This is a genomic window from Streptomyces sp. Xyl84, from assembly GCF_059731885.1.
Window position 1 is genome coordinate 1,984,556 of the sequence record NZ_AP029182.1, and the last position, 13,264, is coordinate 1,997,819.

Annotated in this window: 9 protein-coding genes; 2 read left to right on the forward strand and 7 right to left on the reverse strand. The window is 71.5% G+C overall.

Annotated features, from left to right (window positions below; translation table 11 throughout):
- Positions 1-56 precede the first annotated feature (56 nt).
- The 3 genes from AC6I72_RS08405 to rpsO all read right to left on the reverse strand — a co-directional run bounded on the left by AC6I72_RS08405 (position 57) and on the right by rpsO (position 4,361).
- The gene (locus AC6I72_RS08405; RefSeq protein WP_498000236.1) at positions 57-1,436 is read right to left on the reverse strand and encodes a M16 family metallopeptidase; all 1,380 of its coding nucleotides are present in this window, start codon (positions 1,434-1,436) and stop codon (positions 57-59) included.
- Positions 1,433-3,652: a polyribonucleotide nucleotidyltransferase gene (locus tag AC6I72_RS08410; RefSeq protein WP_498000237.1), complete on the reverse strand. Its 2,220-nt coding sequence runs from the start codon at positions 3,650-3,652 to the stop codon at positions 1,433-1,435. Before AC6I72_RS08410 ends, AC6I72_RS08405 begins: the two co-directional genes overlap by 4 nt.
- 421 nt (positions 3,653-4,073) lie before the next feature.
- Positions 4,074-4,361 (reverse strand): 30S ribosomal protein S15, encoded by a 288-nt coding sequence (gene rpsO, locus AC6I72_RS08415; protein ID WP_498000238.1) that lies wholly within the window; start codon positions 4,359-4,361, stop codon positions 4,074-4,076.
- Between the two features lie 282 nt (positions 4,362-4,643).
- On the opposite strand from rpsO, the gene AC6I72_RS08420 reads away from it, so the two are divergent.
- On the forward strand, positions 4,644-4,943 hold the full coding sequence (locus tag AC6I72_RS08420) for a DUF397 domain-containing protein (protein ID WP_498000239.1): 300 nt from the start codon (positions 4,644-4,646) through the stop codon (positions 4,941-4,943).
- Between the two features lie 72 nt (positions 4,944-5,015).
- On the opposite strand, the gene AC6I72_RS08425 is transcribed toward AC6I72_RS08420, so the two are convergent.
- The gene (locus AC6I72_RS08425; RefSeq protein ID WP_498000240.1) at positions 5,016-6,524 is read right to left on the reverse strand and encodes an outer membrane protein assembly factor BamB family protein; all 1,509 of its coding nucleotides are present in this window, start codon (positions 6,522-6,524) and stop codon (positions 5,016-5,018) included.
- Positions 6,525-6,655: 131 nt separating this feature from the next.
- Entirely contained in the window at positions 6,656-8,170 is a 1,515-nt protein-coding gene (gene eccD, locus AC6I72_RS08430; RefSeq protein WP_498000241.1) for a type VII secretion integral membrane protein EccD, read from the reverse strand.
- Between the two features lie 339 nt (positions 8,171-8,509).
- Between eccD and eccCa the strand changes: the two genes are divergently transcribed.
- The gene (gene eccCa / locus AC6I72_RS08435) at positions 8,510-12,475 is read left to right on the forward strand and encodes a type VII secretion protein EccCa (RefSeq protein WP_498000242.1); all 3,966 of its coding nucleotides are present in this window, start codon (positions 8,510-8,512) and stop codon (positions 12,473-12,475) included.
- Positions 12,476-12,544: 69 nt separating this feature from the next.
- Here eccCa and AC6I72_RS08440 read toward each other — a convergent pair whose 3' ends face one another.
- Both AC6I72_RS08440 and AC6I72_RS08445 read right to left on the reverse strand, forming a co-directional pair.
- Entirely contained in the window at positions 12,545-12,847 is a 303-nt protein-coding gene (locus tag AC6I72_RS08440) for a WXG100 family type VII secretion target (RefSeq protein WP_037861952.1), read from the reverse strand.
- Between the two features lie 59 nt (positions 12,848-12,906).
- Positions 12,907-13,248: a WXG100 family type VII secretion target gene (locus AC6I72_RS08445; RefSeq protein WP_498000243.1), complete on the reverse strand. Its 342-nt coding sequence runs from the start codon at positions 13,246-13,248 to the stop codon at positions 12,907-12,909.
- Positions 13,249-13,264 lie beyond the last annotated feature (16 nt).

Sequence of the window (13,264 nt, forward strand, 5' to 3'; positions counted from 1 at the left end):
TTGCCGACCGGGGGCGCCGCCGGCCGAGGCTGTCGCGGCCGGGGCGCCCCGGGGGTTCACGCGACCGCGTCGTGCAGACGCGCGGCCTGCTTGTCCTTGAGCGGTCCGATGACCGACAGCGACGGGCGCTGTCCCAGGATGTCCCGGGCGACCTCGCGGACCTCGTCCGGGGTCACCGCGGCCATCCGGGCCAGCATGTCGTCGACGGAGATCTGCTCGCCCCAGCACAGCTCGCTCTTGCCGATACGGTTCATCAGCGCGCCCGTGTCCTCCAGCCCGAGGACGGTCGAGCCCTGGAGCTGGCCGATGGCGCGGCCGATCTCGTCGTCGGACAGGCCGTGCTCGGCGACGTGGTCGAGCTCCTCGCGGCAGATCCGCAGCACGTCGTGCACCTGGCTGGGCCGGCACCCGGCGTAGACGCCGAACAGGCCGCAGTCGGCGAAGCCCGAGGTGTAGGAGTAGACGCTGTAGGCCAGACCGCGCTTCTCCCGGACCTCCTGGAACAGCCGCGACGACATGCCGCCGCCGAGGGCGGTGTTCAGGACGCCGAGGGCCCAGCGGCGGTCGTCGGTGCGGGCGAGGCCGGGCATGCCGAGGACGACGTGGGCCTGTTCCGTCTTCCTGTTCTGCAGTTCGACGCGGCCCGCGGTGCGCAGGGCGCGTCGGCCGTCGCGCGGGGCGAGGGGGACGGCCCCGGTGCTCCCGAGGGCGCCGGCCTTCTCGAAGGCGGCGCGGACCTGGCGTACGACCTTGGCGTGGTCGACGTTGCCGGCACAGGCGACGACGAGGTGGGTCGGGTCGTAGTGCTTCTTGTAGAAGCGGCGGATGCGGTCGGCGGTGAGGGCGTTGACCGTGTCGACCGTGCCGAGGACCGGGCGGCCGAGGGGGTTGTCACCGAACATGGTGTGCGCGAACAGGTCGTGCACGCAGTCGCCGGGGTCGTCCTCGGTCATGGCGATCTCTTCGAGGATCGCGCCGCGCTCGACGTCGACGTCCTCCTCGCGGATCAGCGAGCCGGTGAGCATGTCGCAGACCACGTCGATGGCGAGCGGCAGGTCGGTGTCGAGCACGCGTGCGTAGTAGCACGTGTACTCCTTGGCCGTGAACGCGTTCATCTCGCCGCCGACGGCGTCCAGGGCGGCGGAGATGTCCAGGGCCGAGCGCCGTTCGGTGCCCTTGAAGAGCAGGTGTTCCAGGTAGTGCGTGGCACCGCCCAGCGAGCGGGTCTCGTCGCGGGAGCCGACGTGCGCCCAGATGCCGAAGGTGGCCGAGCGCACGGAGGGGAGGGTCTCGGTGACGATGCGCAGGCCGCCGGGGAGGGTGGTGCGGCGCACGGTGCCGATGCCGTTGGTGCCCTTGATCAGGGTTTGGGTACGGGCGACGGCCCGCGCCTCCGAGGAGGTGCGGGCCGTCGCCTTCAAGCCACGGGACGTCACTTGGCGGCGTCGTCCTTCTGCTCTTCTGCGTCCTCTTCGCCCTCGATCACGGGGACGAGGGAGAGCTTGCCGCGGGAGTCGATCTCGGCGATCTCGACCTGGACCTTCTGGCCCACGCCGAGCACGTCCTCGACGTTCTCCACGCGCTTGCCGCCGGCCAGCTTGCGGATCTGCGAGATGTGCAGCAGACCGTCCTTGCCGGGCAGCAGGGAGACGAAGGCGCCGAAGGTCGTCGTCTTCACGACCGTACCCAGGTAGCGCTCGCCGACCTCGGGCATCGTCGGGTTGGCGATGCCGTTGATGGTGGTACGGGCGGCCTCGGCGGACGGGCCGTCGGCGGCACCGATGTAGATGGTGCCGTCGTCCTCGATGGTGATCTCGGCGCCGGTGTCCTCCTGGATCTGGTTGATCATCTTGCCCTTGGGGCCGATGACCTCGCCGATCTTGTCGACCGGGATCTTCACGGTGATGATCCGCGGCGCGTTCGGGGACATCTCGTCCGGCGTGTCGATCGCTTCCATCATCACGTCGAGGATGTGGAGGCGGGCGTCACGGGCCTGCTTGAGGGCGGCGGCCAGGACGGAGGCGGGGATGCCGTCCAGCTTGGTGTCGAGCTGGAGGGCGGTGACGAACTCCTTGGTGCCGGCGACCTTGAAGTCCATGTCGCCGAAGGCGTCCTCCGCACCGAGGATGTCGGTGAGGGTGACGTAGTGCGTCTCGCCCTCGATCTCCTGGGAGATGAGGCCCATGGCGATACCGGCGACGGGGGCCTTCAGCGGCACACCGGCGTTCAGCAGCGACATGGTGGAGGCGCAGACCGAGCCCATCGACGTCGAGCCGTTGGAGCCGAGGGCCTCGGACACCTGGCGGATCGCGTAGGGGAACTCCTCGCGGGTGGGCAGCACCGGCACGAGCGCGCGCTCGGCGAGGGCGCCGTGGCCGATCTCGCGGCGCTTGGGGGAGCCGACGCGGCCGGTCTCACCGGTGGAGTACGGCGGGAAGTTGTAGTTGTGCATGTAGCGCTTGCGGGTCACCGGGGAGAGGGTGTCCAGCTGCTGCTCCATGCGGAGCATGTTGAGGGTGGTGACGCCCAGGATCTGGGTCTCGCCACGCTCGAACAGCGCCGAGCCGTGCACCCGCGGGATGGCCTCGACCTCGGCGGCGAGCGTACGGATGTCCGTGACGCCGCGGCCGTCGATGCGCTTCTTCTCCTTGATGACGCGCTCGCGGACCAGCTGCTTGGTCAGCGCGCGGTACGCGGCGGAGATCTCCTTCTCGCGGCCCTCGAACTCGGGCAGCAGCTTCTCGGCGGCCAGGCCCTTGACGCGGTCCAGCTCGGCCTCGCGCTCCTGCTTGCCGGCGATGGTGAGCGCCTGGGCCAGCTCGGGGCGGACGGCACCGGTGAGCGCCTCCAGGACGTCGTCCTGGTAGTCGAGGAAGATCGGGAACTCGCCGGTGGGCTTGGCGGCCTTGGCGGCGAGGTCCGACTGGGCCTTGCACAGCACCTTGATGAAGGGCTTCGCGGCCTCCAGACCGGCGGCGACGACCTCCTCGGTGGGGGCCTCGGAGCCGCCCTCGACCAGCTGGATGGTCTTCTCGGTGGCCTCGGCCTCGACCATCATGATCGCGACGTCGCCGTCCTCCAGGACGCGGCCGGCGACGACCATGTCGAAGACGGCGTCCTCCAGCTCGCTGTGGGTCGGGAACGCGACCCACTGGCCGTTGATCAGCGCGACGCGGACGCCGCCGATCGGGCCGGAGAAGGGCAGGCCGGCCAGCTGCGTCGAGGCGGAGGCGGCGTTGATCGCGACCACGTCGTACAGGTGGTCGGGGTTGAGCGCCATGACCGTGCACACGACCTGGATCTCGTTGCGCAGGCCCTTCTTGAAGGACGGGCGCAGCGGCCGGTCGATCAGGCGGCAGGTGAGGATCGCGTCCTCGCTGGGCCGGCCCTCGCGGCGGAAGAAGCTGCCGGGGATCTTGCCGGCGGCGTACATCCGCTCCTCGACGTCCACCGTGAGGGGGAAGAAGTCGAGCTGGTCCTTGGGGTTCTTCGAGGCGGTGGTCGCCGACAGCACCATGGTGTCGTCGTCCAGGTAGGCCACGGCGGAGCCGGCGGCCTGCTTGGCCAGGCGGCCCGTCTCGAAGCGGATGGTGCGGGTGCCGAAGGAACCGTTGTCGATGACGGCTTCGGCGTAGTGGGTCTCGTTCTCCACCAGCGTTTTCTCCGTTACTTGTCGTCTTTCGTCCCGCCTCGCCCGTGTGGCGGGGGGACGGTGGCGGAGAAGCGCTCCGTCTGGTGCGGGCCGGTCTTCGATCGAAGCACCCGGGGCTCACATCGCCCGGGGGCCACTACCGAGGACCGGCGGCGGCGAGGTGCGCTCCTCCTCGTTCTGTGTGCGTGCTGGGCGCGTGTACGGATTCGTACCGCGCTTTCGCACGCGTATGCGTACTGTTCCGTACCGCGTTCCGTGCGGTACGTCGTGCGTCGTGCTACCACACTACAAAGCGTGAGTGACACTCCGCACGTTTCCGCACATCCGGCGGAGTTCTCCGTACCCACGGCGAGTCCCGCCGCACGTACGGCAAAGGGAGCGGCCCCCGATCCTGACCGGGAACCGCTCCCTTCACGGCGTCCTACTTGGCGCCCGCCGCACCGCGGCGGATGCCGAGGCGGTCGACCAGCGCACGGAAGCGCTGGATGTCCTTCTTCGCCAGGTACTGCAGCAGGCGACGGCGCTGACCGACCAGGATCAGCAGGCCACGACGGGAGTGGTGGTCGTGCTTGTGGGTCTTGAGGTGCTCGGTCAGGTCGGAGATCCGACGGGACAGCAGGGCGACCTGGACCTCGGGGGAGCCGGTGTCACCCTCCTTGGCACCGAACTCGCCGATGATCTGCTTCTTCGTAGCGGCGTCGAGCGACACGCGTACTCCTCATGGTCTGCAAGTGGCCACCGAGTGCCCCAGCTCTGTGTCTCTGGGGAGCTTCCGTGACTCGGGAGGCGGGGTCCGCTGGGCGCGATCTCCAGGGCCCGCAGGGTTGCCTGCAACGGCGCCGGGGGTGCGTACACAAACGGCCGTCGACCAGGTTACCAGGCGGTGGCGGCCGTCCTTCACCCGGTTTCCCGAACGCCCCGCGCCGCGCGCCCCGGCCACTAGGGTGAGCGCTGGCACCGTGTACGTACGTCGGGAAGGGGTCGCTGCGAGATGGCGGAGACGGAAGCGGAGATCAAGGCACGCAAGGAGCGCGAGCGCGACGAACTGTACGCGCTCGACATCTCCGGCGTGGAGTGGCACTGCGCGCCGGGCACGGAGCAGCACGAGGAGCGCGTCGAGATCGCCTACCTGCCCGACGGCGCCGTGGCCATGCGGTCCTCCCTCGACCACGACACGGTGCTGCGTTACACGGAGGCGGAGTGGCGGGCGTTCGTGCTCGGCGCACGCGACGGCGAGTTCGATCTGGAGCCGGCCGAGCACAACGGGGGGCTCGAGGCGGCGGCGGAGTAGCGGTCCGGCCGACGGACGGGGAGGGGCGGCGCGGGGTTGCGTGCCGCCCCTCCCCCTGTCCGGTGGGGCCGGTCAGTGCTGCGCGGCCGCGCTGCCGATGCCGAGGACGGCGTCCACCGGGTAGGTGGGGTGCTTGTCGTCGGCGGTCAGCTCACGCTTGGCGAAGTAGACCCGGCCCTGCGCGACCAGGATGTCCGAGTGCTCGATGTCGGCGAAGTCTCCCTCGTCGTCCGCCGGGAACCCGAAGAGGAGGAACGGTGTCTCCTTGCCGGTGCGCGGGTCCCACGTGACGACCGAGGACGGCTCGACCTCGGAGTAGCTGCGCCGGAACACCAGCAGGCCGTCCCCACTGGCCTGCAGCGGGGTGAGCGGCTGGGAGGGCCGGGCGTCCAGCTTGCGGCCCGCCTTCCCGGTCGTGACGTCGAAGGCCACGATCCAGTTGGCCGCCTGGCGCAGCTCGGTGGTCTCCTTGCTGACCACGTACACCTGGTGGCGTCCGACGACCACGCCGTCGCAGTACTCCACCGTCCCGAAGAAACCGGCGCCGAAGTCACGTTCGCCGCACTTGGGGTCGTAGCCGGTGAGGGAGATGGTGGCCAGGCGCTTGCCGGCGTCGTCGAGTGTGATCAGGTCGGTCACCGAGCTGTCGCCGGCGGCGACGGCGAGCACCGGCGGGTCGGAGGAGGGCAGGTAGACGTCCTCGACCCCGTTCGCCACCTTGTACGTCCACAGGGGCTTTCCGGTACGCGGGTCCAGCTTCTCGACCCGGTAGGTGGGGTCGGGCGACTGGGCGCCGCACTCTTCCAGGACCAGCAGGGCCCGGCCGCCCGCGAAGCCGTTGTCCTCGCAGGCGGAGACCGTCGTGCTGTTCCAGAGCTGCTTGCCGCTCTTCATGTCGTAGGCCACCGAACCGCCGCCCCAGGCGACGGCGACGACGCCCTTGGTCATGGTCAGGTTCGTGTTGGTCACGAAGGCGGAGGTGGCCGAGGGCATCTTCGCCTGCCACAGCTTCTTGCCGGTGTTCACGTCGAAGAACACCACCTCGTCGCACACACCCCGTTGCGCCGCGGTGGTGCCGGACTTCTTGGGCTGGACGACGACCGCGGTACGGCCGTCCGCGGTGATGTGCTTGCTGGTGGCGCAGAGATGGCCCTCGAGATGCAGGGTCCAGGCCTTCTCCGGGCCGGTGGCCGCGGTGGTGAGACCCTCGATCCGGTCGGCCATGCCCTTGGCGAGCACCTTGTCCGTGGCCCAGGTGCCCGGCGCGTACCGGGGGTCGCCCTTGACCGTCTTGGCGAGGTTGCCCTCCCTGTACTCGACCAGCAGCCGGCCTTCGGGGGAGGCCGGGGTCTTCTCCGTCAGCTCCCGGATGTCGTCCGGGCTCTGCGCGGTGGCCGACGGCTTCGGGTCGGCGGATGCCCCGTCGTCCCCCGTGGACGACAGGATCCAGCCGCCGACGCCGACAGCGGCGGCCACGACGACGGCCACGGCTCCCAGCATCCGGATGCGGCGGCGTCTGCGGTTCTGGTCCGCGGCCAGGGCGGACTGGGTGTAGGCGGACGGTGGTGGGCCGAAGCTCACGCGAGGAGATCCCTTCGTGCGGGGTGGGCCTGCGCCCGGGGCGGCCGGCCGCCCCGGGAGGGCGGCGCGGGCGTGCGGGCACGGAGCAGCGGGTGCGGCACGCGCGCGTGCCGCACCGCCGGGCGGCCGGGTCAGCTGGTCATCGACCGGACGGTCGCGTACACGTCGAAGACGGCGAGGGCCAGGGGCACCAGTGTCAGCAGGACGAAGCCCTCGGCGATCTCCATGAAGCGGCCCCAGAACGGGCTGAGTCCGCTGCGCGGCACGATGAGGCCGATCGCGGTGACGAGGGCGGCCGCCGCCGCGATCGCCGCGACGAGCCAGACGGTCCTGATGTCGAGGTCGCCGCGGTCGCCGCGCAGGGCCGCGGTGACGACCGCGCGCGGCGGGTCGAGCGCGAGTCCCAGGCCGAGCAGGACGAGCGCGCCGAGCCCCGCGGCCAGCACCGGGGCGACCTGGGCGGTGTAACGGAAGAGCTGCGCCCGCGTCAGCAGGGCGAGCCCGGTGGCCAGGGCGAGCAGTTGGGCCCATGCGTCGTGCGAGAAGCCGAGCACCGCCGACGCCCCGACGGCGGTGACCGCGCAGCCGCCGACCAGGCCGACGAGGAGTTCGTGGCCGCGGCGTGCCTGGGCGGCGATCCGCTCGGCGTCGACCGGTTCGGGGTCCGTGGCATCCGTGCCGTAGGCGGGACGCGGGGCGGTGTCCGGCGGATCGAAGCCGATGGGCAGCCGGGCGAAGCGCATCGCCATGCCCGGCAGGAAGGCCAGGGCCCCGACGGCGGCCGGCGCGCAGAGCGCCGCGGTCTCCGACGGCGTCCAGTGCGCGAGGATCGCCGCGAACACCGCGAGGGAGCTGATGGCGCCCGCTAGGACGAACGCGACGAAGGGCCCGTCCCCGCTCGGCGCGCACAGGGTGAGGACCACCGAGGCCAGCAGGACGGCGACGCAGGCCAGGAGGAACTGCAGCTTCCCGATGCCCTGGCCGTCGGCGAGCGGCAGCAGCCCCGACCCCGCGACGCCGGCGTTGGGCAGGGCGCCCAGCCCCAGGGCGACGGCCGAGGCGCGGTCGTCGTACACGCGGGCGCGTACGCAGGCGAGCACGAGCAGGAGCACCCCTGCCACCGCCGCGAGGACGCCCGGGAGGCTGTGCATGTCGTGGCGCGGGTCGGCGGACCAGGCGACGAAGGCGAGCAGGGCGGGCAGCACGCCCCCGCCGACGAGCCCGGCGGCCCGCGTCAGGTCACCGCTCCACAGGGTGTGGTCGCGGGTCACCGCGGAGGCGACGGCATCGGACACGTCGTCGAAGACAGCGGGGGGCAGGGAGTCGGAGAAGGGCCGCAGGGTGAGCAGTTCGCCGTCGAGAATGCGCTGGGCGGCGAACGAACGGGAGCTGTCGAGGACCGTGCCGTCCCTGCGGACGAGGTGGTAGCCGACGGGTGCGCCCTCGGCGGGGCTCTGCCGGGAGAGCCTGAGAATCTCCGGGTGGATGTCGGCGACCGGGATGTCGTCGGGCAGGGCCACGTCGATCCGGCTGTCGGGCGCGACGATGGTGACCCGGCAGAAACCGAGCCCGGTCCCGGTCCCGGCGGGCACACCCGTGCCGGGGCCGGCCGCCCCGCCGGCTGTCGCGGAGGCCGTCATGCTCACCTGCTGCTCCCCCTCGGTGATGAATCTGCGTCAGTGGTGTGAAGGACCCGCGGCGCGCTGTCCGGTCCGCGGCTCCGGCGAGGCGCGGGGTGCGGCGGAAGGGCTCCGCGGGGCCCGTCGGCGGGACGGCACACCGCTCCACATGCCATGGAATGCCCCCGTTTTCCGACCGGTCACGCGTGTGCTCACGCGAACCCCCGGCACCCTACCGCCCCTTGGTGCCCGGCGAAGTCAGTAGGATCACGCGGCGGCCTGCGTCTCCCGGCTCGGGATGACGGCGTCCGCCTGACACGGGGTGGCGGACGGGACCCTCGGGCCCGGCATGGGAATTGGTGAGCAGTGAGCCACATCGTCGTCAAGCGCCCGCCGAGGGCGCTGCCGTCCGAAGTGCCCACGGAGGAAGTCTTCCTGCAGCCTCCGCCCGAACTGCCGCGAGGGCACCAGGAGAGCGTCCTGATGCAGTTGCTGCCCACGCTGGGCATGGGCGGCTCGGTGGTGTTCTTCTTCACCAACGGCCAGCCGTTCATGAAGATCATGGGCATGGTGATGATCGCCTCGACGGTGGCGATGTCCGTCGCGATGGTGGTGCGTTTCCGGCGCGGCTCCCAGGGCCAGCTGGCGGACCTGCGCCGCGACTACCTGAGCTACCTCGCGCAGACCCGGCGCGCCGCCCTGGACACCGCGCGCGCACAGCGCGACGCGCAGTACTACCTCCACCCCTCCCCCGACCAGTTGTGGGCGCTGGTCGCCGAGGGCAGCCGGGTGTGGGAACGGCGGCCGGGCGACGAGGACTTCGCGCAGATCCGCGTCGGTCTGGGCCCGCAGGCGCTCGCCACCGCCCTGGTCGCCCCGGAGACCGCCCCGGTGGAGCAGCTGGAGCCGTTGACGGCGGGCGCGCTGCGGCGCTTCCTGGCCGTCCACGGCACGCTGGACGACCTGCCGATGGCGATCTCCCTGCGGGCCTTCCACCACGTCACCCTCAGCGGCGAACCCCAGGCGGTGCGTTCCTCGGCGCGGGCGCTGGCCGCCTCGCTCGCCGCCCTGCACTCACCGCAGGACCTCGTCCTCGCCGTGGCGGCGGGCGGGGACGCGCCGGCGCACTGGGAGTGGGCCAAGTGGCTGCCGCACGCCCAGGCGGCCGGTGCCGTCGACGGCGCGGGCAGCCGCCGGCTGATCAGCGGGGACGGCCGCGAGCTGGAGGAGCTGCTCTCCGCCCGGCTCACCGGACGCCCCCGCTTCCATCCGAACGCGGCACCGCTGCCCGACGAACCGCACATCGTCGTCTTCGTGGACGGCCTGTCGCTGCCCGCGGACTGCGTCCTCGCGGGCCCCGAGGGCCTGCAAGGGGTCACGGTCGTCGAGGTGGCCCCGGGCGAGCCGGCCCGTGCGCCGGGTGATCTCTCCGTCGTCGTGGGCGGCGGCTCGCTGCGCCTGGAATCGCCGGACGGCTCCGTGTACGAGGGGACGGCCGACGCGCTCTCCTACGAGTCCGCGGAGGCCCTGGCCCGGCAGCTGGCGCCGTTGCGGATGGCGGCCGGGCGGGACGACGACGAACCACTGCTGGCCAACCTGGAGTTCACGGACCTGCTGGGTCTCGGTGACGCGGCCTCCGTCGACACCCGGCGGACCTGGCGGCCCCGGGCGCTGGCCGAACGGCTGCGGGTACCGATCGGTGTCGGTGAGGACGGCCGCCCGGTGATGCTGGACCTCAAGGAGGCCGCGCAGGAGGGCATGGGCCCGCACGGCCTGTGCGTGGGCGCCACCGGTTCGGGCAAGTCGGAGCTGCTGCGCACCCTCGTGCTGGGCCTGGCCGTCACCCACTCCTCGGAGACGCTGAACTTCGTCCTCGCGGACTTCAAGGGCGGCGCGACCTTCGCCGGCATGGCCCAGATGCCGCACGTGGCCGCCGTGATCACGAACCTCGCGGACGACCTGACCCTGGTGGACCGCATGGGCGACTCCATCCGCGGCGAGCTCAACCGCCGCCAGGAGATGCTGCGCGACGCGGGGAACTACGCCAACATCCACGACTACGAGAAGGCCCGCGCCGCGGGCGCCCCGCTCCAGCCGATCCCCTCACTGGTCCTGGTGATCGACGAGTTCAGCGAACTGCTCACCGCGAAGCCCGACTTCATCGAGATGTTCGTGCAGATCGGACGCATCGGCCGCTCGCTGGGGGTCCATCTGCTGCTCGCCTCGCAGCGCCTGGAGGAGGGCCGGCTGCGCGGCCTGGAGACCTACCTGTCCTACCGGATCGGCCTGCGGACCTTCTCCGCTGCCGAGTCCCGCGCCGCGCTGGGCGTGCCGGACGCGTACGAGCTGCCCAACGTCCCCGGCTCGGGTTTCCTGAAGTTCGGGACCGACGAGATGGTGCGGTTCAAGGCGGCCTACGTGTCCGGCGCGTACCGCTCGGGCGCGCAGCACCCGCCCGTGGCCGGCGGGCCGCTGCCCGTGGACCGGCGGCCGGTGCTCTTCACCGCCGCGGAGGTGCCCGTGCGGTACGCGCCGGTGCCGCGGCCGCGGGCGGGGACGGGCCCCGAGGTGGACGAGGCGCTCGCGGACACGGTGCTCGACGTGATCGTGCGCCGGCTGGAGGCCCAGGGGCCGGCGGCCCACCAGGTGTGGCTGCCGCCGCTGGACAGCCCTCCGGCGCTGGACGGGCTGCTGCCCGGCCTCACCGCGGTGCGGGGCCGCGGTCTGACCCAGCCGGGGTACGAGGGCGCGGGACGGCTCGTGGTGCCCGTCGGCCTGGTCGACAAGCCGTACGAGCAGCGCCGTGACCCGCTGTGGGTGGACTTCTCCGGTGCGGCGGGCCACATGCAGATCGTCGGCGGTCCGCAGTCGGGCAAGTCGACGCTGCTGCGCTCGCTGATCGCCGCGTTCGCCCTGACGCACACGCCCCACGAGGTCCAGTTCTACGGGCTGGACTTCGGTGGCGGCGGCATGGCGGCGGTGGCCGGACTGCCGCACGTGGGCGGGGTCGCCTCGCGGCTCGACCCGGAGAAGGTGCGGCGGACGGTCGCCGAGGTGTACGGCGTGATGACCCGCCGCGAGGAGTACTTCCGCTCGTCGGGCATCGCGTCGATCGCGGACTTCCGTGCCCGCCGGGCGCGGGGCGAGATCTCCGTCACCGACCAGCCGTGGGGCGATGTCTTCCTGGTCGTCGACGGCTGGGGCAGCTTCCGCACCGACTACGAGGCGCTGGAGGCGGTCGTCCTGGACATCGCGGCGCGCGGTCTGGGCTACGGCATCCACGTGATCCTCACCGCGTCGCGCTCGATGGAGGTCCGGGCGAACATCAAGGACCACCTGATGAACCGCCTGGAACTGCGCCTCGGTGACACGATGGACTCCGAGATCGACCGGAAGGTGGCGGCCAACGTCCCGGCGGGCGTGCCGGGGCGCGGTGTGTCCCCGCAGAAGCTGCACTTCATGGCGGCGGTGCCGCGCATCGACGGCCTGGCCTCCGACAGGGACCTCGCCGCGGCCACCCAGGCGCTGGCGGCGGAGGTGTCCCGGCACTGGCAGGAGCCGGGGGCGCCCGGCGTGCGCCTGCTGCCGCGTGAGCTGCCGGCGGGTGAACTGCCCGCGGGTGACCGCTTCCCGCAGCGCGGAGTCGCCTTCGCCCTCGACGAGGACAACCTGGAACCGGTGTTCGTCGACTTCGAACAGGACCCGTTCTTCCTCGTGTTCGGCGAGAGCGAGTCCGGGAAGTCCAACCTGCTGCGGCTGCTGATCAAGCAGCTGACGGAGCGCTATTCCGGTGACGAGTGCAAGTTCTTCGTCGTCGACAACCGGCGCACGCTGCTGGACGTCACCCCCGCCTCCCATCTGGCGGAGTACATCCCGATGTCCAACAGCATGGAGCACCACATGGCCGCGCTGGCCGACCTGATGCAGCGGCGCACGCCCACGGCGGAGGTGACGGCGCAGCAGCTGCGTGAGCGGAGCTGGTGGCGCGGGCCGACGGTGTACGTCGTCGTGGACGACTACGACCTGGTCTCCACGTCGAGCGGCAACCCGCTGGGGGGCCTGACCGAGCTGCTTCCGTTCGCCCGGGACGTGGGCGTGCGGTTCATCATCGCGCGCTCGACGGCGGGGGCGGGGCGTGCCTCGTACGAGTCCTTCATGCAGCGGATGACGGAACTGGGGGCCCAGGGCGTGGTGCTCGCCGGTGATCCCAGTGAGGGCGATCTGCTCGGCGGGGTCAGGCCGCGGCCGATGCCGGTGGGCCGGGGGGTCTTCGTGTCACGGCGGCGGGGCAGGCCGCTGGTGCAGACGGGGCTGGTGCCCGAGCGGCACTGAGCACAACGCAGCGGGGTGGGCGCCTCCCGTGCGCGCCCACCCCGCTGCCCTACGGCCGTCCGGCCCTGCTCACTCGAAGTAGCTCGCTCCCTTGAGGTCACCGGCGCGGTAGTCACCGCCGGCCTCGTGGATGCGGTGACCGATGGTCAGCAGCGCCTGGTGGATGCCGTTGGCGTGCATGTCCCACTTCTTGTGCTGCTTGGTGAAGGCCTCGTAGGCCTCACCGCCCCAGCCCTCGGCGATCTTCTGCACGTCGGCCTGGAGCGCCTTGATGTCCTCCTCGAACTTCTTGGCGATGCCGCCGAGTTCGGTGGTCAGCGCGTCGAGGACGCCGTACTTGACGGCGAGGTCCCGGTTGTGGACGTTCGTCATGGTGGTCCCGTCTCTTCGGTCGGATCGGTCCGCTCGCCACGGAGCGGGAACGGCACGGCTCAGTAGCTGCTGAGGGCCGAGGTCTTGCCGCCCAGGTCCTGGACGTCGATCTGCCGGATCCGGCCGTGCAGTTCGTCCTCGAGCTTCTCCTTGTCCTTGCGGTTGATGTTGACACCGTCAAGGACCTTCTCGAGCATCTGCCCGAGCGCGACCACGTGGTCGTTGATCTCCGTCTGCTTGGCGTTGAAGGCCCCCGCGCCCTGTCCCGTCCAGTTGTTCTCGATCATGTCGATCGTCCCCTGGAGGCGGCGGAGCTGCCCCTGGATCGACTCGTACCGATGGACGATGGACTGTTCGAGCCTGATGGCCTCGCCACTGTCGAGCTTCCGGCCGTCCGCCATGTTCCTGCTCCTTCTC